General features: G+C 70.6%; 22 protein-coding genes and 1 riboswitch. Of the genes, 9 read left to right on the top strand and 13 right to left on the bottom strand.

Annotation, left to right across the window (positions count from 1 at the left end):
• Position 1: 1 nt before the first annotated feature.
• On the top strand, positions 2-673 hold the full coding sequence (locus BG418_RS20235; protein WP_188275333.1) for a response regulator: 672 nt from the start codon (positions 2-4) through the stop codon (positions 671-673).
• Between the two features lie 159 nt (positions 674-832).
• Complete coding sequence (locus tag BG418_RS20230) at positions 833-2,047, top strand: serine hydrolase (RefSeq protein ID WP_188275332.1); 1,215 nt, start codon at positions 833-835, stop codon at positions 2,045-2,047.
• 78 nt (positions 2,048-2,125) lie between these two features.
• Here the strand turns inward: BG418_RS20230 and BG418_RS20225 are convergent, their stop codons facing one another.
• Positions 2,126-3,295, bottom strand: coding sequence for a spermidine/putrescine ABC transporter substrate-binding protein (locus BG418_RS20225; protein ID WP_188275331.1), 1,170 nt, complete (start codon positions 3,293-3,295; stop codon positions 2,126-2,128).
• 204 nt (positions 3,296-3,499) lie between these two features.
• Positions 3,500-4,939: a gamma-aminobutyraldehyde dehydrogenase gene (locus BG418_RS20220; protein WP_188275330.1), complete on the bottom strand. Its 1,440-nt coding sequence runs from the start codon at positions 4,937-4,939 to the stop codon at positions 3,500-3,502.
• 229 nt (positions 4,940-5,168) lie between these two features.
• On the opposite strand from BG418_RS20220, the gene BG418_RS20215 reads away from it, so the two are divergent.
• The 6 genes from BG418_RS20215 to BG418_RS20190 all read left to right on the top strand — a co-directional run bounded on the left by BG418_RS20215 (position 5,169) and on the right by BG418_RS20190 (position 11,368).
• Positions 5,169-5,660, top strand: a complete 492-nt coding sequence (locus tag BG418_RS20215; protein ID WP_188275329.1) for an Lrp/AsnC family transcriptional regulator — start codon at positions 5,169-5,171, stop codon at positions 5,658-5,660.
• Complete coding sequence (locus BG418_RS20210) at positions 5,645-7,024, top strand: aspartate aminotransferase family protein (RefSeq protein ID WP_188275328.1); 1,380 nt, start codon at positions 5,645-5,647, stop codon at positions 7,022-7,024. The genes BG418_RS20215 and BG418_RS20210 overlap by 16 nt, the downstream gene beginning before the upstream one ends.
• A gap of 193 nt (positions 7,025-7,217) precedes the next feature.
• Positions 7,218-7,955 carry an ABC transporter ATP-binding protein gene (locus BG418_RS20205; RefSeq protein ID WP_188275327.1) on the top strand — a complete coding sequence of 246 codons (738 nt, stop codon included), beginning with the start codon at positions 7,218-7,220 and terminating at the stop codon, positions 7,953-7,955.
• The gene (locus BG418_RS20200) at positions 7,937-9,088 is read left to right on the top strand and encodes a hypothetical protein (protein ID WP_188275326.1); all 1,152 of its coding nucleotides are present in this window, start codon (positions 7,937-7,939) and stop codon (positions 9,086-9,088) included. The genes BG418_RS20205 and BG418_RS20200 overlap by 19 nt, the downstream gene beginning before the upstream one ends.
• A gap of 165 nt (positions 9,089-9,253) precedes the next feature.
• The gene (locus BG418_RS20195; RefSeq protein ID WP_317453703.1) at positions 9,254-10,327 is read left to right on the top strand and encodes an LOG family protein; all 1,074 of its coding nucleotides are present in this window, start codon (positions 9,254-9,256) and stop codon (positions 10,325-10,327) included.
• A 123-nt stretch (positions 10,328-10,450) separates the two neighbouring features.
• Positions 10,451-11,368, top strand: a complete 918-nt coding sequence (locus BG418_RS20190) for a hypothetical protein (RefSeq protein ID WP_317453701.1) — start codon at positions 10,451-10,453, stop codon at positions 11,366-11,368.
• An 81-nt stretch (positions 11,369-11,449) separates the two neighbouring features.
• Here the strand turns inward: BG418_RS20190 and BG418_RS20185 are convergent, their stop codons facing one another.
• The 9 genes from BG418_RS20185 to rpsB all read right to left on the bottom strand — a co-directional run bounded on the left by BG418_RS20185 (position 11,450) and on the right by rpsB (position 21,227).
• Positions 11,450-12,463 (bottom strand): ABC transporter ATP-binding protein, encoded by a 1,014-nt coding sequence (locus tag BG418_RS20185; RefSeq protein WP_188275324.1) that lies wholly within the window; start codon positions 12,461-12,463, stop codon positions 11,450-11,452.
• Complete coding sequence (locus BG418_RS20180) at positions 12,463-14,073, bottom strand: iron ABC transporter permease (RefSeq protein ID WP_188275323.1); 1,611 nt, start codon at positions 14,071-14,073, stop codon at positions 12,463-12,465. The genes BG418_RS20185 and BG418_RS20180 overlap by 1 nt, the downstream gene beginning before the upstream one ends.
• Positions 14,074-14,126: 53 nt before the next feature.
• A complete protein-coding gene (locus BG418_RS20175) occupies positions 14,127-15,224 on the bottom strand; it encodes a thiamine ABC transporter substrate binding subunit (protein WP_188275322.1) in 1,098 nt (365 codons plus the stop codon).
• An 83-nt stretch (positions 15,225-15,307) separates the two neighbouring features.
• Positions 15,308-15,417, bottom strand: a riboswitch (TPP riboswitch).
• A gap of 19 nt (positions 15,418-15,436) precedes the next feature.
• Positions 15,437-16,543 (bottom strand): 23S rRNA (adenine(2503)-C(2))-methyltransferase RlmN, encoded by a 1,107-nt coding sequence (gene rlmN, locus BG418_RS20170; RefSeq protein WP_188275321.1) that lies wholly within the window; start codon positions 16,541-16,543, stop codon positions 15,437-15,439.
• Positions 16,544-16,623: 80 nt separating this feature from the next.
• Positions 16,624-17,745: a phosphatidate cytidylyltransferase gene (locus BG418_RS20165; RefSeq protein WP_188275320.1), complete on the bottom strand. Its 1,122-nt coding sequence runs from the start codon at positions 17,743-17,745 to the stop codon at positions 16,624-16,626.
• Positions 17,745-18,302, bottom strand: coding sequence for a ribosome recycling factor (gene frr, locus BG418_RS20160; protein WP_188275319.1), 558 nt, complete (start codon positions 18,300-18,302; stop codon positions 17,745-17,747). Before frr ends, BG418_RS20165 begins: the two co-directional genes overlap by 1 nt.
• Positions 18,303-18,419: 117 nt before the next feature.
• Positions 18,420-19,199: a UMP kinase gene (pyrH, locus tag BG418_RS20155; RefSeq protein ID WP_188275318.1), complete on the bottom strand. Its 780-nt coding sequence runs from the start codon at positions 19,197-19,199 to the stop codon at positions 18,420-18,422.
• 169 nt (positions 19,200-19,368) lie between these two features.
• A complete protein-coding gene (gene tsf / locus BG418_RS20150) occupies positions 19,369-20,205 on the bottom strand; it encodes a translation elongation factor Ts (protein ID WP_188275317.1) in 837 nt (278 codons plus the stop codon).
• Positions 20,206-20,324: 119 nt separating this feature from the next.
• Entirely contained in the window at positions 20,325-21,227 is a 903-nt protein-coding gene (gene rpsB, locus BG418_RS20145; RefSeq protein ID WP_188275316.1) for a 30S ribosomal protein S2, read from the bottom strand.
• Positions 21,228-21,752: 525 nt separating this feature from the next.
• Between rpsB and BG418_RS20140 the strand changes: the two genes are divergently transcribed.
• Positions 21,753-22,175 (top strand): murein hydrolase activator EnvC family protein, encoded by a 423-nt coding sequence (locus BG418_RS20140; RefSeq protein ID WP_398999518.1) that lies wholly within the window; start codon positions 21,753-21,755, stop codon positions 22,173-22,175.
• 74 nt (positions 22,176-22,249) lie between these two features.
• Here the strand turns inward: BG418_RS20140 and BG418_RS20135 are convergent, their stop codons facing one another.
• Both BG418_RS20135 and whiG read right to left on the bottom strand, forming a co-directional pair.
• Positions 22,250-22,807, bottom strand: a complete 558-nt coding sequence (locus BG418_RS20135) for a TetR family transcriptional regulator (protein WP_188275352.1) — start codon at positions 22,805-22,807, stop codon at positions 22,250-22,252.
• A gap of 87 nt (positions 22,808-22,894) precedes the next feature.
• On the bottom strand, positions 22,895-23,737 hold the full coding sequence (gene whiG / locus BG418_RS20130; protein WP_188275314.1) for an RNA polymerase sigma factor WhiG: 843 nt from the start codon (positions 23,735-23,737) through the stop codon (positions 22,895-22,897).
• Positions 23,738-23,950 lie beyond the last annotated feature (213 nt).

The raw sequence follows: 23,950 nt of genomic DNA, 5'->3' as shown, positions 1-23,950 counted from the left end.
AGTGACGATCCGCGTAGTCGTCGCCGACGACCAGGAGCTCGTCCGCAGCGGATTCGCCCTGATCCTGGGCGTCCAGGACGACATCGAGGTGGTGGCCGAAGTGGGCGACGGGGCGAGCGCGGTGGACGCCGTACGCCGGCTGCGCCCCGACGTCGCCCTGCTCGACATCCGGATGCCCGGCACCGACGGCATCGAGGCGTGCCGCACCATCAGCGCCGAGAGCACCTGCCGGACCGTCATGCTGACGACGTTCGACTCGGACGAGTACGTGTACGCGGCGCTGCACGCCGGGGCCAGCGGGTTTCTGCTCAAGGACGTACGGCGGGACGATCTCGTGCACGCGGTACGGGTGGTGGCGGCCGGCGAGTCGCTGGTGGCGCCTTCGGTGGCGCGACGGCTCATCGCCGAGTACACCTCCCGCCCGGCGGCCGCGCCCGCACCGGCCTCCGATCGGCTCGACGTCCTGACCACGCGCGAACGCGAGACATTGGTGCTGCTCGGGCGCGGTCTGTCCAACGCCGAGATCGCGGCCGAGCTCACCGTCTCCGAGCACACGGTGAAGACCCATGTCGGCAATGTGCTGGCGAAGTTGGGGCTGCGCGACCGTATCCAGGCGGTGATCTGCGCGTACGAGACGGGGCTGATCGCGGCGGGGGCGCCGACCGGGCCCTGAGTCTCCCCCGCACGGGGGAGCCGAGCACCCCGTACTCCCCCGCGCCGGGGAGGAAACCCGTCCCCCACAACCGCTCGCCGGGGCGATCCCCCGGCCGCCCGTGATCAGCAGGATGGAATCCGTCAGCACGACGCCCGACCCGACGACGGAGACCCCACGATGAACGCCCGTACCCGCACCACGCTGATCGCCACCGCCCTGGTCCTGGGGATCGCCGCGGGCCCGGCCACCGCCGCCGCTCCGGCCGCCGACCGCACGACGACCGCGAGCCACCAGGACGGCACCGGCTCCGTCGACACCGCCGCCCTCAAGGCCGCCATAGCGAACGCGGGCCGGCCCGGCGCCGACACGACGGCCGCGCTCGTACGGGTCGGGGGCACGGAAGGGACCTGGCGCGGCAGCGCCGGGGTGCACGACATCGAGACGAACCGCCCGGCCGACCCCGGCGCCCGCTTCCGGGCCGGGTCGGTGACCAAGGTGTTCACGGCGGCCGTGGTGCTCCAGCTGGCGGGCGAGGGCAGGGTCGATCTGAACAAGCCGGTCCGCGCGTACCTGCCCGAGCTGATCCCGGCGGCGTACGACCAGGTCACCGTGCGCCAGCTGCTCAACCACACCAGCGGCATCCCGTCCGTCGGCTCGGGGGGCGACACGCTGGACTACTGGTACGCGCACCGCCTGGAGAGCCGCGACCCGGCCGACGTGGTGCGCGAGGCAACCGCGCAGAAGCCGGACTTCGCGCCCGGCACCAAGCAGCACTACGACAACATCGGCTACACGGTAGCCGGTCTGCTGATCGAGCGCGTCACCGGCGACTCGTACGCCCATCAGCTCTCCCGCCGCATCCTGCGGCCGCTGCACCTGAACGACACCTCCGTCACCGGCACCGCCACCACGATCCGCGGCCGCCACAACCACGGCTACCAGGTCTTCACCAAGCCGGACGGCACCACCGAGCTGGTGGACGTGTCGGTGTGGGGCGAGGGCGACACCTTCGCGGCGGGCGATCTGATCTCGACCACCGCCGACCTGGAGCGCTTCACCCGCGCCCTGTTCACCGGGCATGTGGTGCGCGGTCCGCTGCTCAAGGAGATGTTCACGCTGCCGGACGCGTCGGTGCGCGACGCGAAGACGGGCAAGCGGGCCGCGTACAGCGCGGGCCTGACGACGATGCGGCTCGGCGGGCGTGACGTGTGGGGCAAGACGGGCGGGCGCTGGGGCTACACCACCCTGATCGGGGGCGCCTTGTCGCCCACCGGCGAGCTGTCGCGGACCCTCGTCTACAGCCTCAACTCCACGGACGCCAAGGGTACGGACATGAACCGCACGGCCCAGCGGCTCATGCTCGCCGCCTTCGGCACCCCGGACGCCTCCTGACCTCAGACAACCGGCGCCGCTTCCCCCGACGCCGTGGCTTGAACACGTTCAAAAGCAGCCCCGAAGGCCTCCGGGCCCCTACAGCCCCACTATCGAGTTCCACCTCTTCGCGAACTCCACCCGCTCGTCCGAGCTGATGTCCCGGGCGATGGCGAGCCGTTGGCGCATCGTCGCGTCCGGGAAGATCAGCGGGTCCTCGGCGAGTTGGGCCCGGTCCTTGTCCTTGGAGGCGGCAAGGACCTCGCGCGCGGCCGGGACCGGGCAGACGTAGTTGACCCAGACCGCCAGCTCCGCCGCCACCTGCGGGTCGTAGTAGTAGTCGATCAGCGCCTCCGCGTTGGCCTTGTGCGCGGCCAGGTTGGGGATCATCATCGACTCGGCCCACAGCTCGGCGCCCTCCTCGGGCACCACGAACGCGATGTCGGGGTTGTCCGCCTGGAGCTGGATCACATCGCCCGAGTACGCCTGGCAGGCCAGCACATCGCCGGTGGAGAGGTCCTTGATGTAGTCGTTGCCGGTGAAGCGGCGTATCTGCTTCTTGCGCACCTGCTTCTCGACGCGGTCGCACATCCGGTGGAAGTCGTCGGCGGTCCACCGCGTCACATCGACGCCGTCGCCCTGCATCAGCAGCGCGAACGACTCGTCGAGCCCCGACAGCAGCGTCACCTTGCCCGCCAGACGCGGGTCCCACAGATCGCCGGTGTGCTTGATCTCGCGGCCGAGCTTCTTCTTGTTGTACGCGATGCCGGTGATCCCGGACTGCCAGGGCACGCTGTGCAGCCGCCCCTTGTCGAAGGCGGGCGAAGTGAGCTGCGGATCCAGGTACTTGGCCACGTTTGGCTGACGGGAGCGGTCCATCTCCTGCACCCAGCCGAGCCGGACGAACCGGGCCGCCATCCAGTCGCTGACCACGACGATGTCCCGACCGGTCGCCTGATGGTTCATCAGGGCCGGGCTGATCTTCCCGAAGAACTCGTCGTTGTCGTTGATCTCCTCGGTGTACGTGACGGAGATCCCGGTCTTCTTGGTGAAGCCTTCGAGGGTGGGCCGCTTCGACTTGTCGTGCTCGTCGGTGTCGATGTAGAGCGGCCAGTTGGCGAAGGTCAGCCGGTGCTCGGCGGCCGAGCGGTCGCGGGCCGCGCGGTCACCGGGTCCGACGTACGCCGCGGGCACACCGCAGCCCGCCAGCGCGAAGGCGGCTCCGCCGCCTAGGGCACGGAGGAGGTGGCGGCGGGAAAGGTTGTTCATGGGGGTCGCTGGCACCCCGGAAGCATGCCGGGCTGCTGCCGCAGGGGGCAATGGACGCTGCGTACAGCCCTACGTGGCTGGCCCGACAAGGTGTCGACCGGAGCCGTTCCGCTGGAAGTGGGCGGCTTTCGGCTGCGGACCGTGGGGGCTGGTCGCGCAGTTCCCCGCGCCCCTCAAGGGGCGCGGGGCAACCGCTCAGGTCGATCAGCCCTCGTACGACGTCATCACGTGCTTGATGCGCGTGTAGTCCTCGAAGCCGTACGCCGACAGGTCCTTGCCGTAGCCCGACTTCTTGAAGCCGCCGTGCGGCATCTCCGCGACGAGCGGGATGTGCGTGTTGATCCAGACGCAGCCGAAGTCCAGGTACTTGGACATGCGCATCGCGCGGGCGTGGTCCTTCGTCCAGACCGAGGAGGCGAGCGCGTACTCGACGCCGTTCGCGTACTCCAGGGCCTGCTTCTCGTCCGTGAAGGACTGGACGGTGATGACCGGGCCGAAGACCTCGTTCTGGATGATCTCGTCGTCCTGCTTGAGGCCGGAGACGACGGTCGGGGCGTAGAAGTAGCCCTTGTCGCCGACCCGGTGGCCGCCCGCCTCGACCTTGGCGTGGGCGGGCAGGCGCTCGATGAAGCCGCTGACCTGCTTCAGCTGGTTGGCGTTGTTGAGCGGGCCGTACAGCACGTCCTCGTCGTCGGGCTGGCCGGTCTTGGTGTCGGCGGCGGCCTTGGCGAGCGCGGTCACGAACTCGTCGTGGATGGACTCGTGGACCAGGACGCGGGTCGCGGCCGTACAGTCCTGACCGGCGTTGAAGTAGCCCGCGACCGCGATGTCCTCGACGGCCTTGGCGATGTCGGCGTCCTCGAAGACGACGACCGGGGCCTTGCCGCCGAGCTCCAGGTGGACGCGCTTGACGTCCTTGGCCGCGGACTCGGCGACCTGCATGCCGGCCCGTACGGAACCGGTGATGGAGGCCATCGCCGGGGTGGGGTGCTCGACCATGGCGCGGCCGGTGTCGCGGTCGCCGCAGATGACGTTGAAGACGCCCTTGGGGACGATCGCGCCGATGATCTCGGCGATCAGGACGGTCGAGGCGGGCGTGGTGTCCGACGGCTTGAGGACGACGGTGTTGCCCGCGGCGAGCGCCGGGGCGAACTTCCACACGGCCATCATCATCGGGTAGTTCCACGGCGCGACCTGCGCGCAGACGCCGACCGGCTCACGGCGGACGATCGAGGTCATCCCCTCCATGTACTCACCGGCCGAGCGGCCTTCGAGCAGCCGGGCCGCGCCCGCGAAGAAGCGGATCTGGTCCACCATCGGCGGGATCTCCTCGCTCGCGGTGAGCGCGAGCGGCTTGCCGGTGTTCTCCGACTCGGCGGCGATCAGGTCCTCGGCGCGCTCCTCGAAGGCGTCCGCGATCTTCAGCAGGACCTTCTGGCGCTCGGCCGGGGTGGTGTCGCGCCAGGCCGGGAAGGCCGCGGCGGCCGCGGCCATGGCGGCGTCGACGTCCGCCTGGCCGGAGAGCGGCGAGGTGGCGTACGCCTCGCCCGTGGCCGGGTTGACCACCTCGATGGTCCGCCCGTCAGCGGCGTCCCGGAACTCTCCGTCGATGTAGTTGCGCAGACGACGCAGTTCGGTGGTCACGTACGGCCTCCCGGTCCGATGGGATCGGACGCCGTCGTCCGATCTCCTGCCTGATGTCCCTTGTCCGAGGGATGAGACACCCCTCCCCGGCCACCCTAGTCGCCCGGTCGACCATTTCGACAGACCCGACCCCCGGCAACTTCGGATTCAGTTCCCGTGAGGTCACGGAACAACGAATTTCATCGCTTTGGGGTTGCGGGACAGACGAGTCGGGGTGCACAGTGGCTCCGTGGCCAGTCGAAGCGCAGACCCCAGGACCGGGAACGGATCGTCCCCGTCGATCGATGCCGTCTCCCTGGCGATCATCGAGCAGCTCCAAGAAGACGGGCGCCGCCCGTACGCCGCGATCGGCAAGGCCGTGGGCCTGTCGGAGGCGGCCGTGCGCCAGCGCGTGCAGAAGCTGCTCGACCAGGGCGTGATGCAGATCGTCGCCGTCACCGATCCCCTCACCGTGGGGTTCCGGCGCCAGGCGATGGTCGGGATCAACGTCGAGGGCGACCTCGACCCCGTGGCCGACGCCCTGACGGCCATGGCCGAGTGCGAGTACGTGGTGATGACCGCGGGCTCCTTCGACCTGATGGTGGAGGTCGTCTGCGAGGACGACGACCACCTGCTGGACGTCATCAACAAGCGGATCCGCGCCCTCCCCGGCGTGCGCTCCACCGAGAGCTTCGTCTACCTCAAGTTGAAGAAGCAGACCTATATGTGGGGAACCCGATAGCCGTGAGCAAGGACCTGAGCCAGACCGCCTACGACCACCTGTGGATGCACTTCACCCGCATGTCGTCGTACGAGAACGCGCCCGTTCCCACCATCGTGCGGGGCGAGGGCACCTACATCTACGACGACAAGGGCAAGAAGTACCTCGACGGCCTCTCCGGCCTGTTCGTCGTCAACGCCGGCCACGGCCGTCACGAGCTCGCCGAGACCGCCTACAAGCAGGCCCAGGAACTGGCCTTCTTCCCGGTGTGGTCCTACGCCCACCCCAAGGCCGTCGAGCTCGCCGAGCGCCTGGCGCACTACGCGCCGGGCGACCTCAACAAGGTCTTCTTCACCACGGGTGGCGGCGAGGCGGTCGAGACCGCCTGGAAGCTGGCGAAGCAGTACCACAAGCTCACCGGCAACCACACGAAGTACAAGGTCATCTCGCGTGCGGTCGCCTACCACGGCACCCCGCAGGGCGCCCTGTCCATCACCGGTCTGCCCGCCCTGAAGGCGCCCTTCGAGCCGCTGGTCCCCGGCGCGCACAAGGTGCCGAACACGAACATCTACCGCGCGCCGATCCACGGCGACGACCCCGAGGCCTTCGGCCGCTGGGCCGCCGACCAGATCGAGCAGGAGATCCTCTTCGAGGGCCCGGAAACGGTCGCGGCCGTCTTCCTGGAGCCGGTGCAGAACGCGGGCGGCTGCTTCCCGCCGCCGCCCGGCTACTTCCAGCGCGTACGCGAGATCTGCGACAAGTACGACGTGCTGCTCGTCTCCGACGAGGTCATCTGCGCCTTCGGCCGCCTCGGCACGATGTTCGCGTGCGACAAGTTCGACTACGTGCCGGACATGATCACCTGCGCCAAGGGCATGACCTCGGGCTACTCGCCGATCGGCGCCTGCATCATCTCCGACAAGCTCGCCGAGCCGTTCTACAAGGGCGACAACACGTTCCTGCACGGCTACACCTTCGGCGGCCACCCGGTCTCCGCGGCCGTGGGCCTGGCCAACCTCGACATCTTCGAGCGCGAGGGCCTCAACCAGCACGTGCTCGACAACGAGGGCGCCTTCTTCGACACCCTCAAGAAGCTCCACGACCTGCCGATAGTCGGCGACGTGCGTGGCAACGGCTTCTTCTACGGCATCGAGCTGGTGAAGGACAAGAACACCAAGGAGTCCTTCAACGACGAGGAGACCGAGCGCGTCCTGTACGGCTTCCTCTCCAAGGCGCTCTTCGAGAACGGCCTGTACTGCCGCGCCGACGACCGGGGCGACCCGGTGGTCCAGCTGGCCCCGCCGCTGATCTCCAACCAGGAGACCTTCGACGAGATCGAGGGTGTGCTGCGCCAGGTCCTGACGGAGGCCTGGACGAAGCTGTAGTCCTTTCCGGATCCCCGCGATTCGTCTGAACGCACCGGCCCGGGCGCGCCATCCGAGTGAGATGGCGCGACCGGGCCGCGTGCTGTGCGCCCCCGTGCTCCATGAGTCCCTACGGTGCCCAGTGACCGATCGGCCCTGCCTTCGTTCCCCCATACGGGGAAGTAGGAAATCTGATCTGAACCGAGGTGTACCCATGGTGGCCCCGCCGGACAACGATGTGATCTGGGGACGTTCCCTGCACCACTCCCACGGCGGCTCGCCCGCCCTGACCGGCGTCTCGATCGGGATCCGCGAGGGCGAGATCCTGGCCGTCGGCGGCCCGCGCGGCAGCGGCAAGACCACCCTGCTGCGCGCCCTGTCGGGCCAACTGGTGCCCGACGAGGGCGAGGTGTGGTTCAACAGCGCACCCGTCCACACCCTCGGCGCGCTCGCCCGCGAGCGGCTGCGCCGCGACCGGTTCGGCTGGATCGACCCGGAGCCGGCGCTGGTGCCCGAGCTCAAGGCGTGGGAGAACGCCGCGCTGCCGCTGCTGCTGCGCGGCGTCTCGCACCGCACCGCGAAGAAGGCCGCGCTGGAGTGGCTGGAGCGTCTCGACATCGGCGCGTGCGCCCGTAAACGCCCCTGCGCGCTGCTCACGGCGCAGCGTCAGCGCGTGGCGATCGCCCGCGCGCTGGTCACCTCCCCGGCGGTCCTGTTCGCCGACGAGCCGACCGCCACGCTGCACCGCGCCGACCGCGCCCAGGTGCTGCGCACGTTGACGGCGGCCGCGCGCTCGCACGCCATCACCACGGTCCTGGCCACCCATGACGCGGAGGTCGCGGCGCTCGCCGACCGCACGGTGTGGCTGCTCGACGGCCGCCGGGTCACCGCGGCCGGAATCGCGGGCGCCCCCGACGCGGAGGGCCGCGCCGCGTGCTCGCTCTCCGTCTAGCCCGCGGCAGCCATCCGCTGGTCCTGCTGCGCCGTCTGCTGGTGGCGGCGGCGTCGGCGGGCGTCGGCTTCCTGTTCCTGTGCACCCTCGGTTACGCGGTCGGGCACCCGGGCGGTTCGCTGCTGCGGCTGCTGTGGTGCGCGGTGCCGCTCGCCGCGACCGTGCACTTCGCGGTCGCGGTGGCCCGCACCGACCCCAGTACGCGCCCGCGCCCGGGCCTGTCGTCGGTGGGCCTCGGCCCCGGGAAACTGGCCGCGATCGCCGCGTCGTCGACAGCCGTGGCCTGCACCCTCGGCTCCACGGTGGCCCTCGGCACCTACCTCCATCTGCGCGGCGACATCACCGGGCTCCCGTTCGCCGGGGCGGCGGCCGGGCTGCTCGAAGCGGACCAGCCGCTGCCGCCGGCCGCGGCCCTCACCCTGCTCGCGATCCTGCCGGTGACCGCGTCGGCGGCCGCCGGGCTGGCGCTGCGCCCGCGCAAGGAGAAAGGCGGCAAGAGCGCGGCCGAGCGGCGCGCGAGTGCCGTCCCGCTCGGGCTGCCCTGGGGGATCACGCTGGTCACGGCGGGCCTGGCGATGGAGAGCTGGGCGAGCCGGGGCAACCCGAGCTCGGCGATCCCGCTGCCCGGCCACCCCGACTCCAGCCCGGCCGGGGCGCTGGTCGGCTGGTTGCTGACGGCGTTCGGCCTGGCGGTGGCCGGGCCCGCCCTCACCCACCTGTGCGGCCGCCTCCTGCAGTGCGCGCGCCCGGGGGCCGCGCGGCTGCTCGCGGGCCGCGTCCTGATGGCGGAGGCCCGCCGCATCGGCCGCCCGCTGGGCGTGGTGTGCGCGGTGGCGTCCGCGATGATCGCCGCGTCGGTGCTGTACGGGGACGAGGCCGGGCCGCACCCGTTCGGCCCGCTGACCGGCCTGGGCGCGGCCCTGGTGACGAGCTGCACGGTGGCGACACTGCTGACCGCCGCGCTGGAATCCAAGTACGCCCGCGGCGAGACGACGGCGGCGATGCTGCGTCTGGGCACCCCGGCGAAGGTGCTGCGCGCCTCGGCGGCGATGCGCGGGGCCGCGGTTCTGGCCGTGTTCGCGCCCCTGACGTGGGGGATCGCGGAGTTGGCGGCGCTGCCGTTGACAGGGTGACGGGTTCGGACGGGCGGCCCGGCCAGGCCCCCCACTCCCCGCACCGCCTATCGTGGCCAGGTGGCCAGTACTGCGTCTTCCCGGGGGACGACCCCCGGACCCCCAGCCGGAAAAGCAGGTCGTCCGGAGCACCCGGCAGGTCTTCGCGCGGCGCGGGACCGGGAGATCGAGTCCGTCGCCGAGTTCGACGAGGTCGTCACGGGCGGCACGCTCGTCGGATACCGCCTGCAGTCCCTCGATCTGACGGACCGTACGTTCGCGCTCCTGGCCACCGACACCGCGGGCGCGGTTTTCCTTGGCTGCCGGATGGCGCCGGACGCCACCGCCAAGGTGCGGGCCGACGGCGCACTGGTCTTCCCGCCCGTCCCCGACCTGCCGTTCGACCCGTACCGGGGTCTGCTCTACACCCCCGACGAGCTGTTCGACGGCGTCGACGACGGCTACGACCGCACCCCCGACGCCCGCTCGTACGCCTGGTTCCAGCGCACCCGTTCCGACGGCGACATCTTCGCGTCGATGCTGCGCTCGATCCACGACGACTCGGTCTCGGACGCGCTCGACGAATACCTCGCCGGGGCGCGGGTCGTGGGCGTGATGGGCGGGCACGCGATGGGCCGGGGCAGCGAGGAGTACGCGGGGGCCGCGCGGCTCGGACGCACCCTGACCCGGCACGGCTACACGGTCGCCACCGGCGGCGGGCCGGGCGCGATGGAGGCCGCCAACCTCGGCGCGTACGCCGCGCCGTTCCGCGACGCGATGCTCGGCGAGGCGCTCGAACTCCTCGCCGGGGTGCCGTCGTTCACCCCGTCCGTCTCCGACTGGGCCCGGGCGGCCTTCGCGGTACGCAGGCGCCATCCCCGGGGCGGCGAGTCGGTCGGCATCCCCACCTGGTTCTACGGCCACGAGCCGCCGAACGCGTTCGCCAGCCACATCGGCAAGTACTTCGCCAACGCCACCCGCGAGGACGGCCTGCTCGCCCGCTCCACGGCGGGCGTCGTCTTCCTGCCGGGCGCGGCCGGCACCGTACAGGAGATCTTCGACAACGCGACCCCGAACTACTACGGCTCGCGCGGCGCCCCGACCCCGATGGTGCTGGTCAACCGGGCGCACTGGACCGAGCACCTGCCGGTCTGGCCGCTGCTCCAGGCGCTGGCGAAGGAGCGCCCGATGGCGGCGCGGATCGCGCTGGTGGACTCGGTGGACGAGGCCCCGGAGGCGCTGACGCGCCTGGGAGCGTAACCGCACCACGCTCGGTACGCCCGTATAACGCCTAGATCACCAAGGCGACGTCAAGGCAACGCGCGGCGCGCGGCTGACGTCTGCCCTTTGAGCAGGACGTAACCCCATGGAACGGAGCTTTTGGTGCTGATCGGCCTACTGACCGCGATCGCGGCCTCGATCTGTTACGGCACGGGCTCGGTCCTGCAAGCCGTCGGATCCCGCAAGTCCGCGCGCCGCGAGGCGGCGGCGACGGCCCGCACCCAGCACGGCGGCCCCAGCCTGTCGTCGACCGCGAAGGCGGCGATGACATGGGAGTTCATGGTCGGCACGGCACTGGACTTCGTGGGCTTCGCGCTGGGAGCCCTGGCAGCCCGCCTCTTGCCTTTGTTCCTCTCCCAGACGGTGATCAGCGCGAACTTGGTGATCACGGCGGTCCTGAGCGTGAAGCTGCTCGGGATACGGCTGAGCCGTGCCGAGTGGGGCTCGATAGCCGTGGTGTGCTCGGCGTTGGTGCTGCTGGCGACGGCGGCGGGCGCGGAGGGCAGCGGCCACACGCCGCTGGCCACGCACTGGTGGCTGCTGGTGGTGTCGGTGGTGCTGATGGCGGGCGGCGCGGTGGCGGTACGCCTGCTCGGCGCCCGCGCCGCGATCCTGGCGGGCCTGCTGTCGGGGCTCGGCTTCGGCGCGCTGGGCGTGGGCGTACGCGTCCTGAACGGCGTCGACCCCTTCGACCTCGGCGAACTCCTCGCCGACCCGGCCCTCTACGCGATCCTCATCGCCGGCTGCGGCGGCATGTACCTGCACACGGTCGCCCTCCAGATCGGCTCGGTCAACGGCGCGACAGCGGCCCTGGTAGTAGGCGAAACGGTCCTCCCGGGCGCGATAGGCGTCCTCTGGCTCGGCGACGCCTCCCGCGAGGGCTTCGCCTGGATGGCGGTCCTCGGCTTCGTCCTGGCGGTCGCGGGCGCGGTGGCGGTGGCGTGGTTCGGGTCGGAGGGGGCGCACGGGGTGGAGCCGGCGGAGGAGACGCCGGCAGCCGTACCGGAACGCGTGGGCTAGCCGGGGCGGGGGCGGGGCGCAGGGGCGAGGGGGTGCAGGGGCGCAGCCCCGCTGGGGGCCTGGGGGCGAAGCCCCCAGAACCTACCCCGCCAACACCACCACCTCGTCCGCCAAGAACGACACCCCCACCCGCTCCCCCACCTCCGGCGCATCCCGCAGCGCGCACTCCACCTCAAGGACCGCCCCGGACTCCGGCCGCAGCCGTACCGCCACATGGTTGCCCCGGAACGTGCGCGCCAGCACCTCGCACCGCAACCCGTCCGCCGCGACCCGCACCCCCGCCGGGCGGACCAGCAACCGGGCCGAGCCCTGCGGGGAGTCCGCCGGGACCGGCACCTCGCCCCACTCCGTGTCCGCCACCGCCCCCGACACCGTCGCCGCCACCACGTTCTCGAAGCCGAGGAAGCGCGCCACGAACTCGGACGCGGGATGCCGCCACACCTCCAGCGGCGTGCCGGTCTGCGCGATGCGGCCCTCGCGCATCACCACGACCCGGTCGGCGAGCGCGAACGCCTCGCCCTGGTCGTGGGTGACCGCGAGCACGGTCGTACCCAACTGCCCGAACAGGGAACGAAGTTCGACGACGAGACGTTCCCGTAGCGTACGGTCCAGCTGACCGAGCGGCTCGTCCAGCATCAGCAGCCGAGGCTCCGGCGCGAGCGCGCGCGCCAGCGCCACCCGCTGCTGCTCACCGCCCGACAGCGCGGCCACCGCCCGCTTCCCGGCCCCCGGCAGCCCGACGAGCTCCAGCAACTCCGCGACCCGCCGCGCCTGTTCAGCGCGCCCGACCCCGCGCATGCGCAGCCCGAAGCCGACGTTGCCGGCCACGTCCCGCTGCGGGAACAGCTGGTGGTCCTGGAACATCAGGCCCACGCCCCGCCGGTGCACCGGCACGCCCGCCTGGTCGGCGCCCCCGAGCAGCACCCGCCCGCAGTCGACCGCCTGGAGCCCGGCGACGACCCGCAGCAGCGTCGACTTGCCGCTGCCGCTGGGGCCGAGCACGCACACGGTCTCGTGGTCGGCGACCTCCAGGTCCACCGCGTCGAGCGCCGCCCGCTCGCCGAACCGGACCGTCACCCCGTCCAGCTTCAGCATCAGAACTCTCCGGTCCGGTCCGTACGTAGGCGTTCGAGGGCCAGCAGGGCCACCGCGCACACCACCATCAAAATCGTGCTCAGCGCCATCGCCTGGCCGTAGTTGAGATCTCCGGCCCGGCCGAGGAGGCGGGCGACCGCGACCGGCAGGGTCGGGCGGTCAGGGCGCGCGATGAAGACGGTCGCGCCGAACTCGCCGAGGGAGACGGCGAACGCGAACCCCGCCGCGATCAGCAGCGCCCGCCGCACCAGCGGCAGATCCACTTCCCGCCAGGCGCGCAGCGGGGACGCGCCGAGCACGGCCGCCGCCTCGCGCAGCCGCGCGTCCACCGCCCGCAGGACGGGGAGCATGGTGCGTACGACGAACGGCACGCCCACCAATGCCTGCGCCAGCGGCACCAGGATCCAGGAGGTGCGCAGGTCGAGCGGCGGTTTGTCCAGGGTGATCAGGAAGCCGAAGCCGACGGTCACCGCCGACACCCCGAGCGGCAGCATCAGCAGCGCGTCGAAGCCGCGCACCAGGCGTCCGCCGCGCCGCGCCAGGGCCGCGGCCGCGAGTCCCCCGATGACGACCGCGATGGCGGTGGCGGCGAGCGCGTACTGCACGGAGTTCCAGACGGCTTCGAGCGGCGGCACCAGGAACGTGCCGCCCGCGCCCACCGATTGGAGGGAGCTGTAGTAGCCGAAGCCGTAGCCGTCGGGGGTGTCCAGAGAGCGGGTGATCAGGACGCCGAGCGGCAGCAGGATCAGCAGCGCGATGACGGCGAGGACGGAGGCGAGCAGCGTCCACTGCCCGGCGCCGCGCGGGCGCCGCGCGGTCTGCGCCGGGTCCACCAGCTTCAGCGTGCTCTCGCGGCGCCGTACGGTGCGCGCGTGCACGGCGAGGATCGCGCCGACCGCCGCGAACTGGACGAGGGTGAGCACGGCGGCCGTCGGCAGGTCCAGCAGTTCGGCGGTCTGCCGGTAGATCTCGACCTCAAGGGTCGAGAACATCGGCCCGCCGAGGATCTGCACGACGCCGAACGAGGTGAAGGTGAACAGGAAGACCATCAGCGCCGCCGCCGACACGGCGGGCGCGAGCGCGGGCAGCGTGACCTGGCGCCAGGCGGCGAACCGAGAGGCGCCGAGCACCCGCGCGGCCTCCTCCTGACGCGGGTCGAGCTGCGCCCACAGGCCCCCGACCGTGCGCACGACGACCGCGTAGTTGAAGAAGACGTGCGCGAGCAGGATCGCCCACACCGTCGTGTCCAGGCGTACGCCCCACAGCTGGTCGAGCAATCCGCCCCGGCCGAGCAGCGCCAGGAACGCGGTGCCGACGACGACCGTCGGCAGCACGAACGGGACGGTCACCACCGCCCGCAGCAGGTGGCGTCCGGGAAAGTCGAGGCGCGCGAAGACATAGGCGGCGGGCAGCGCGATCAGCAGGGTGAGCGCGGTGGAGGCGAGGGCCTGCCAGGTGGTGAACCACAGGACGTGCCCGATGTCGGGCTCGGTGACCACCTCGCCGATCCGGCCGAACTGCCAGACTCCGTCCACCCGCAGCCCGCGCCCCACGATGGCGGCGACGGGCCAGGCGAAGAAGAGCGCGAAGAACGCGAGCGGCAGGGCCATGAGCCCCAGCCGCACCGCGTTCGCCCGCGCCCTCTTCGCACGGGAGGCGCGTACTACTTCAGCACGAGCGAGGACCACGTCTTGACCCACTGCTCACGGTTCTTGGAGATCTTGTCGGGGGCCACGTCGTGCTTCTCGCTGGAGGCGGCGCCGAACTTGGTGAAGACCTCGGGCAGGGCCGCGTCCTTGACCACCGGGTTCACGAACATGTTCAGCGGCATGTCCTCCTGGAACTTCTTGGTGATCAGGAAGTCGAGGAGTGCCTTGCCGCCGGCCTCGTTCTTGGCGCCCTTGAGCAGGCCCGCGAACTCGGTCTGGCGGAAGCAGGTGCCGGTGGCGACGGCGGTGGGGGCCTCGGTGGGCTGCGGCTTGGCGTAGACGACCTCGGCGGGCGGGCTGGAGGCGTAGCTGACGACCAGCGGGCGCTCCGCCTTGGCCTTCTTGCCGCCGGCCGAGCCGGAGAAGTCCTGGTTGTAGGCCTGCTCCCAGCCGTCGTCGACCTTGACGCCGTTGGCCTTCAGCTTCTTCCAGTAGTCCTGCCAGCCCTCGTCGCCGTACTTGGCGATCGAGCCGAGCAGGAAGCCGAGGCCGGGCGAGGAGGTGGCGACGTTCTCCGTGACCAGCAGGTTCTTGTACTCGGGCTTGATCAGGTCGTCGAAGGAGCTCGGCGGCGTCAGCTTCTTGTCCGCGAAGTACTTCTTGTCGTAGTTGACGCAGATGTCGCCGGAGTCGATGGGCGTGACCCGGTGCTTGTCCTTGTCGAGCTGTACGTCGGCGGCCACCCGGTCCAGGCCCTTGGCCGTGTACGGGGTGAAGATCCCGTTGTCGAGGGCGCGGGAGAGCAGGGTGTTGTCGACGCCGAAGAAGACGTCGCCGCGCGGGGAGCCCTTGGTGAGGATCTCCTGGTTGAGGGCGGCGCCCGCGTCGCCGCTCTTGAGGACCTTGACCGTGTAGCCGGTCTGCGCCGTGAACTCCTTGAGCACGGCGTCGGAGGCGGCGAACGAGTCATGGCTGACCAGCGTGACGGTCTTGGACTTGGTGCCGCCGTCGGACTTCGAGCCGCTGTCGGACTTGCCGCCGCACGCGGCGAGCGTACTGACGCCGAGGGCGGCGGCGAGCGCGCTTGCCGCCAGCTTCTTGGTACTGCTCATTTCTTCCTCCTGGACATGACCAGGAAGAGACGCGGCCCTGCCCACCGGGCCCGAGCGGGCGGCCGGTGGGCAGGGCGCAACAGCTTGAGTGATGACCGAACTTCCTACCCAGAATGACCTGGGCAAGGTTCAGAGGGTCTGCGACCTGACGGTGTCGCACTCTCAGCGCTGTGGCGCTCCCCTGTCGGAATATGCAGATTTTCGAGCCCAGACTACCTCTCGGACGCGGCGAGCTGACCGCACGCTCCGTCGATCTCCTGGCCACGGGTGTCGCGCACGGTCACCGGCACACCGTGGGCGGCGATCGCCTCGACGAACGCCTTCTCGTCCTCGGGGCGCGAGGCGGTCCACTTGGAGCCGGGCGTCGGGTTCAGCGGGATCAGGTTGACGTGGACCCGCTTGCCCTTGAGAAGGCGGCCGAGGAGGTCACCACGCCAGGCCTGGTCGTTGATGTCGCGGATCAGCGCGTACTCGATGGAGATACGGCGGCCCGACTTCTCCGCGTACTCCCAGGCGGCGTCCAGGACCTCGCGGACCTTCCACCGGGTGTTGACCGGCACGAGCGTGTCGCGCAGCTCGTCGTCGGGGGCGTGCAGCGACACGGCGAGGCGGCACTTGAAGCCCTCGTCGGCGAAGCGGTGCATCGCCGGGACCAGGCCGACGGTGGAGACGGTGATGCCGCGCTGGGACAGGCCCAGGCCGTCCGGCTCGGGGTCGGTGAGGCGGCGTATCGCGCCGACGACCCGCTTGTAGTTGGCGAGCGGCTCGCCCATGCCCATGAAGACGATGTTCGACAGGCGTGCCGGGCCGCCGGGGACCTCGCCGTCGCGCAGCGCGCGCATGCCGTCGACGATCTGGTGGACGATCTCGGCGGTCGACAGGTTGCGGTCCAGGCCCGCCTGGCCGGTCGCGCAGAACGGGCAGTTCATGCCGCAGCCCGCCTGCGAGGAGATGCACATGGTGACCCGGTCCGGGTAGCGCATGAGCACCGACTCGACGAGCGTCCCGTCGTGCAGGCGCCACAGCGTCTTACGGGTGGTGTCGTCGTCGCACGAGATGTGCCGCACCACCGACATCAGGTCCGGCAGCAGCTCCTCCTGGAGCCTGGCGCGCGCGCCCGCCGGGATGTCGGTCCACTGGGCCGGGTCGTGCGCGTACCGCGCGAAGTAGTGCTGCGAGAGCTGCTTGGCGCGGAACGGCTTCTCGCCGATCGCGGCGACAGCCTCTTTGCGCTCGGCGGGCGAGAGGTCGGCGAGGTGCCGCGGCGGCTTCTTGGCTCCGCGGGGGGCGACGAAAGTGAGTTCTCCGGGCTTCGGCATGGTCCCACCAGTGTCTCAGACATACGGAAAGGGGCTCGCCGTCCTGTGGACAACGAGCCCCGAACCGTAAGAACAGCAGGTCAGCTGCCGCCGACGAAGATGACGAGCAGCAGCCACACCACGGGTGCCGTGGGCAGCAGGGAGTCCAGGCGGTCCATGATGCCGCCGTGGCCCGGCAGCAGCGTGCCCATGTCCTTGATGCCGAGGTCCCGCTTGATCATCGACTCGCCGAGGTCGCCGAGCGTGGCGCTGGCCGCGACCGCGAGGCCCAGGAGCAGGCCCTGCCACCACTGGCCGTCGTCGATGAGGAACTGCATGCACACCGCGCCCGCCGCCATCGCGAACGTCACCGCGCCGAGCAGGCCCTCACGGGTCTTTCCGGGGCTGATGCGCGGCGCCAGCTTGGTCTTGCCGAAGCGCCAGCCGACCGCGTACGCGCCGGTGTCGCTGACCACGGTCAGCAGCAGGAAGACGAACACCCGCCACGGCCCGTCGTCGGCGGTCAGCATCATCGCGACGAACGTGGCCAGGAACGGCACGTAGAACGCCGCGAAAACGCCCGCCGTGACGTCCTTGAGGTAGCCCTCGGGCTTCTCCGTCATCCGCCACACCAGCACCGCGAGCGCGGTCAGCGCCATCGCGACCCAGGCGCCCTCGGCACCGCGCGCGTAGCCGGCGACGACCATCGCCGCGCCGCCCACCGCGAGCGGCACCAGCGGAGCCTTGATGCCCTTGCGCTCGTCGAGGCGGGAGGTGAGCTCCCACAGCCCGACGACGACCGCGACCGCGATCACGCCGACGAAGACGGCCTTGACCACGAACAGCGAGGCCAGGATGACCGCGCCGAGCCCGACGCCGACCCCTATCGCGGCCCGCAGGTCGCGTCCGGCCCGCTTCTTCTCCGGCTGCGCGGGCCGCTGCGGCTGCTGCGGAGTCGAAGGTGGTACCGAGCTGGGCATGGGCTCCTGCGGCGTCTCTTCGCGGAACAGGGGCCCGCTCAGCCGAGCGGTCCCCCTTTCACGTGCTTCGCGGTCTTCGGTGGCCGGTCCCGCATCGGGCACGATGGGCATGGGCTGCGTCCGGGACGGGGCGTCATACGCATCGTAAGCAGGACCCGCCGACGGCACCTCCTGGGAAGGCCCCTGGTCGGGCGGCCCCCAGTGCTCAGGTCGCGGCGGAGCCCCCCAGGAAGAGTCGTTCATCAGACCTCGAGCAGCTCGGCTTCCTTGTGCTTGAGCAGCTCGTCCACCTGCGCGACGTACTTCGCGGTGGTGTCGTCGAGCTCCTTCTCCGCACGGCGGACCTCGTCCTCGCCGGACTCCTTGTCCTTGACGAGCTTGTCGAGGCCGTCCTTCGCCTTGCGGCGCACGGAGCGGATCGACACCTTGGAGTCCTCGGCCTTGGTGCGCGCGACCTTGATGTAGTCGCGGCGGCGCTCCTCCGTCAGCTCCGGGAAGTTCACCCGGATGATGCTGCCGTCGTTGCTCGGGTTGACGCCGAGGTCCGAGTCGCGGATCGCCTGCTCGATGTTGCGCAGCGCGCTCTTGTCGAACGGGGTCACCACGGCCATGCGCGGCTCCGGCACCGAGAACGAGGCCAGCTGGTTGATCGGCGTCAGCGCGCCGTAGTAGTCCGCCACGATCTTGTTGAACATCGCCGGGTGCGCACGCCCGGTGCGGATCGCGGCGAAGTCCTCCTTGGCGACCACGACGGCCTTCTCCATCTTCTCCTCGGCCTCGAGGAGGATTTCTTCGATCACCACTTGCTCCTGCATGTCTTGAGTGGGCCGGGAGTTCTCAGCGAGCTCATGGCCCTGCGTAAACCCGCGTCTTTCCCTGCACGGTGTCCGACCGTCAGGGGATTGTCCATCCCCCGGTCAGGCCCGGGTGCCCTGGTCGCTCACGAGAGTGCCGATCTTCTCACCCTTGACCGCACGCGCGATATTGCCCTCGGCGAGCAGTTCGAAGACGAGGATGGGGAGGTTGTTGTCGCGGCACAGGGTGATGGCGGTCATGTCCGCCACCTTCAGGTCGCGGGTGATGACCTCGCCGTACTCCAGCGCGTCGAACTTCACGGCGTCCGGGTTGACGCGCGGGTCGGAGTCGTAGACCCCGTCGACCCCGTTCTTGCCCATCAGCATGGCCTCGGCGTCGATCTCCAGGGCGCGCTGGGCGGCGGTGGTGTCGGTGGAGAAGTACGGCATGCCCATGCCCGCGCCGAAGATGACGACGCGACCCTTCTCCAGGTGGCGCACGGCGCGCAGCGGAATGTACGGCTCCGCGACCTGGCCCATGGTGATGGCGGTCTGGACCCGGGAATCGATGCCCTCCTTCTCCAGGAAGTCCTGGAGGGCGAGGCAGTTCATGACGGTGCCGAGCATGCCCATGTAGTCGGAGCGGGCCCGGTCCATGCCGCGCTGCTGCAGCTCTGCGCCGCGGAAGAAGTTTCCGCCGCCGATGACGACGGCGATCTGCGCGCCGTCCCGTACGACCGCGGCGATCTCGCGGGCGATCGCGTGCACGACGTCGGGGTCCACACCGAGACCCCCTCCGCCGGCGAACGCCTCACCGGAGAGCTTCAGCATGAAGCGTCCGGTGACCTTGCCGTCGTCGCGCTTGTGGTCAGCCTGGGTGGCGGCGTCCGCGCCCTGATTCATGGGGATCTCCTCGTACACATACGAAGAAGGCCATTGCCGGTGGGTGCTGTGTCCCTGAGCGGCAATGGCCTCCTCGTCAGATCTGCGGTCGTCCGTCGCGAGCGCGGCCGACGACTGCCTCAGACCCTAGCTGGTCCCAGCCAGGTCTTCCGTCGATCGCTGGACGGACTCAGATGCCGACCTTGATGCGCGTGAAGCGCTTCAGGGTGACACCGGCCTCGTCCAGAACCTTCTGGACCGACTTCTTGTTGTCCAGCGCGTACGGCTGGCCAAGAAGGGTGGCGTCCTTGAAGAAGCCGTTGACACGACCCTCGACGATCTTCGGGAGCGCGGCCTCGGGCTTGCCCTCGGCGCGCGTGGTCTCCTCGGCGACACGACGCTCGGTCTCGACGACCTCGGCCGGGACGTCCTCGCGGGACAGCCACTTCGGCGCGAACGCGGCGATGTGCTGGGCGATGCCCTTGGCGACGTCGGCGTCGGCCTTGTCCAGCTCGACCAGGACACCGATCTGCGGCGGCAGGTCGGGCATGGTGCGGTGCATGTACGCGAAGACGAAACCGTCGGCGTACTGCGCGAAGCGGTCCAGGACGATCTTCTCGCCCAGGTTGGCGTTGGCCTCGTCGACGTACGCCTGGACGGTCTTGCCGGCCTCGATCTCGGAGGCGAGCAGCGCCTCCAGGTCGGCCGGGGAGGTCGCGGCGACGTGCGCGGCGAGCGCGGCGGCGGTGGCCTGGAACTTCTCGCCCTTGGCGACGAAGTCCGTCTCGCACTTCAGCTCGAGGAGGACACCGGAGGTGTTGTCCTCGGCGAGGAGGGAGACCACGGCACCGTTCTCGGCGGAACGGCCCTCGCGCTTGGCGACGCCCTTCTGGCCCTTGATGCGCAGCGCCTCGACGGCCTTGTCGACGTTGCCCTCGGCCTCGTCCAGCGCCTTCTTGCAGTCCATCATGCCGGCGCCGGTGAGCTCGCGGAGCTTCTTGACGTCAGCGGCGGTGTAGTTCGCCATGAGTCTGTGTTTCTCTCTCGAAGTCTGACTCGAAGTCTGAAAGATCTACGGGGCTACGGGGTGACGGCGGGGGCACAGCGTGTGCCCCCGCCGTCATCACCGAAGCGTGGACCCGAAGGTCAGGCCTGCTCGGCGTCCGCGGCCGGCGCCTCGGCGGCCGGAGCCTCCGCAGCGGCCTCGGCCGGCTTCTCGGCCTCGGCGGCCGGAGCCTCGGCCGCGGGGGCCTCGGCGTCATCGGCCTTCTTGTCGCCCTCGAGCAGGTCGCGCTCCCACTCGGCGAGCGGCTCGCCGGCGGCCTTCTCGCCCGGCTTCGAGTCACCGGTGGCGACGCCGGAACGGGCGATGAGGCCCTCGGCGACGGCGTCGGCGATCACGCGGGTGAGCAGGGTGACGGAGCGGATCGCGTCGTCGTTGCCCGGGATCTTGTAGTCGACCTCGTCGGGGTCACAGTTGGTGTCGAGGATCGCGACGACCGGGATGTGGAGCTTGCGCGCCTCACCGACGGCGATGTGCTCCTTCTTGGTGTCGACGATCCAGACGGCGCTGGGGACCTTCGACATCTCGCGGATACCACCGAGGGTCTTCTCCAGCTTGGCCTTCTCACGCGAGAGGACCAGGAGCTCCTTCTTGGTGAGACCCGAGGCCGCGACGTCCTCGAAGTCGATCTGCTCAAGCTCCTTGAGGCGCTGCAGACGCTTGTAGACGGTGGAGAAGTTGGTCAGCATGCCGCCGAGCCAGCGCTGGTTCACGTAGGGCATGCCCACGCGAGTCGCCTGCTCCGCGATGGCCTCCTGGGCCTGCTTCTTCGTACCCACGAACATGATGGAGCCGCCGTGCGCGACGGTCTCCTTGACGAACTCGTAGGCGCGGTCGATGTACGACAGCGACTGGAGCAGGTCGATGATGTAGATGCCGTTGCGCTCGGTGAAGATGAAGCGCTTCATCTTCGGGTTCCAGCGACGGGTCTGGTGACCGAAGTGGACGCCGCTCTCCAGCAGCTCCCGCATCGTGACGACGGCCATGGCCGTACTCCTTGAGGTACTCGGTTACCGCGGCGGCCGGTCGGCTGCCGCGCCTGACGCCCCGATGCGCCGTGCCCCGCACCGGACTGAACAGGTGAAGGACCGAGAGACGCGGCCGGTGACCTTGACCTCTGACGGATCAGAAGTGGACCACTGGCGGGGCGTGCGAAGTCGACCCGGTGACCCGGATCGCCACAAGAAGTGTACGGGACCGTGACAGTGCCGGGTGACGGCACTATCCACAACGGCCTGGTTATCCACAGATCCGGCCCATGATCATCGGGATTCCGGTTCGGCCGCCATCATTTTTCCATGTACCGCACGTACTGCACTTTGCTCGCGTTGGTTGTCACGTCCTCTGTGGGGCCGGTGGGGCCTGTGGTGCCAGGGGGTGGGCTGGCTGGGTCGATGGGTGGGCCCGGCGGCTCGGCTCGGGTGCCGGTGGCCCGTCCGGCTGGCCTTGGTGACTCGGTTCAGGTGCCGGGGCCCCGTCCTGCTGGCTTTGCCGGAGGCGGACTGTGGCCTGTGCCCGGTCCGCCCGTGGTGAAACGGGGCTGGGAACCGCCCGCCACGCCGTACGGCCCCGGCCACCGGGGCGTCGACCTGGCGGCACCACCGGGCACGGAGATCCGTGCGGTGGCGCCGGGCCGGGTCACCTTCGCGGGCCCCGTCGCGGGGCAGGGCGTACTGACGATCACCCTCGACGGGTCCGGAAGCCCACCGCTGCGCACCACATACGAACCGGTGCGCGCGCTGGTCCACCCGGGCGAACGAGTTACGGCCGGGCAACCGGTCGCGGTCCTGGACGCGGGACCGTGGCACTGCGCGGAGGGGTGCCTGCACTGGGGGCTCAGGCGGGGGGACTCGTATCTGAACCCGCTGGTTCTTGTGCGGCGGGGGCATGCGCGGCTGCTGCCGGTGTTTGGGGTGGAGGTGGAGGTGGGGTGAGGGGGTGAGGTGATCGGGGGCGGGGCGGGGGTGGGAGGGGGGCGGGGGGGGAGGCCCCCTCCCCACAGGCCGATTTAGCCGACCACGCCCCGCAGTGCCATCCCCACCGCCGCGTCCGTGATGGCCGCCGGGTCTTCCGCCGCGCCCAGTTCGATGCGGCGCACCGCCGCGTCGACCACGCCCTGGAGCAGCAGGGCCGCGAGTCGGGGCTGGGTGTGGCCGAGTTCGCCGAGGGCTTCGACGATCATGGCGATGAGGCCGCCGTGGGCGGCGCGGATCTTCTCGCGGGCGCCGGCGTCGAGTTCGCTGGCGGAGATGGCGACGACGGCCCGGTGGCGCCGGTCGCCGACGAGTTCGAGCTGGCGGCGTACGTACGCGGCGACCTTGCCCTCGGGGTCGGCGGCCTGCTGCATCGCGGCTTCGACGTCGGCGGCCCAGAACGGGAAGTCGACGGAGCACAGCTCTTCCACCACGGCGGCCCGGGAGCGGAAGTACTCGTACACGGAGGACCGGGCGAGCCCGGTGCGCTCGGCCAGGGCCGGGAAGGTCAGGGCTTCGGTGCCGCCCTCGGACAGCAGGGCGCGTGCGGCGTCCAGCAGTGCGGCACGCTGCATGGTGCGGTGCTCGGCCACCGAGGCCGCTCGAATCCTTGGCACCGGTCCACTGTACGGCCGGGCCGCTGTAAGCGGATGGGGGCGGGGAGGATTCCGGGGCGGTGCTCAGCGGCCTACGTCGGCCAGCTTGGCCCGCAGCTGGAGTACGGATTTGGTGTGGATCTGGCTGACCCGGCTCTCGGTGACCCCGAGGACGTTGCCGATCTCGGCGAGGGTGAGCCCTTCGTAGTAGTAGAGGGTGACGACTGTCTTCTCGCGCTCGGGGAGCGTGTTGATGGCGCGGGCGAGCAGTCGCCGCAGTTCGCGGCCCTCGGCGACCTCGACGGGGTCGTCGGCCGCGGTGTCCTCAAGAGTGTCCATGAGGCTGAGCCGGTCGCCGCCCTCACCGCCGACGTGCAGCAGTTCTTCGAGCGCGACCACGTTGGCGAGGGACAACTGGCTGAATACGGCGTGCAGTTCCTCGACGGCGATGCCCATCTCGGTGGCGACTTCGCTCTCCGAGGGGGTGCGGCGCAGTTGCGCTTCCAGGGTGGCGTAGGCGCGTTCGACGGCGCGGGCCTTCTGGCGTACGGAGCGCGGGATCCAGTCGAGTGCGCGGAGTTCGTCGATCATCGCGCCGCGGATGCGGGTGATGGCGTAGGTCTCGAACTTGATGGCCCGTTCGATGTCGAACTTCTCGATGGCGTCGATGAGTCCGAAGACTCCGGAGGAGACGAAGTCGGCCTGCTCGACGTTGGAGGGCAGTCCTACGCTCACCCGGCCCGCGACGTACTTCACCAGCGGTGAGTAGTGCAGGATCAGCTGCTCGCGCAGGCGCTCGTCGCCGCTGTTCTTGTACGAGCGCCACAGTTCGTCGACGGACGAGGGCGCCGGTGGTCGCACGGTGCCGCCGGCGCGGGCAGCGGGGGGAGCTGCCGTGCGATCAGACCCGGAGGTGTGCTGGGGCATTCGTTGCCTTGAGCCGTTCTGCTGTGACGTGTGCGGGAAGCTGTTTCTGATGCGGGGCCCTCGTGAGCGTAGCGTGACCGGGCTGTCGCGGTGCGCGAACGCCGGGTGGGTAGACCTTGCGCGGTGGGGGCGGCGGGTGGCAGGCGCGGTTCGGGGCCGTCGCGGGGTGCGTCGGCCCCGAAAGCGCTGCGATGCGGCCCTCGGTGGTCATCG

Origin of the sequence: Streptomyces sp. CBMA152 (assembly GCF_014596475.1) — a bacterium.
GTDB lineage: Bacteria > Actinomycetota > Actinomycetes > Streptomycetales > Streptomycetaceae > Streptomyces.
Note: the sequence above shows the minus strand (reverse complement) of the source record. Positions and strands in the feature narration are given on the sequence as shown.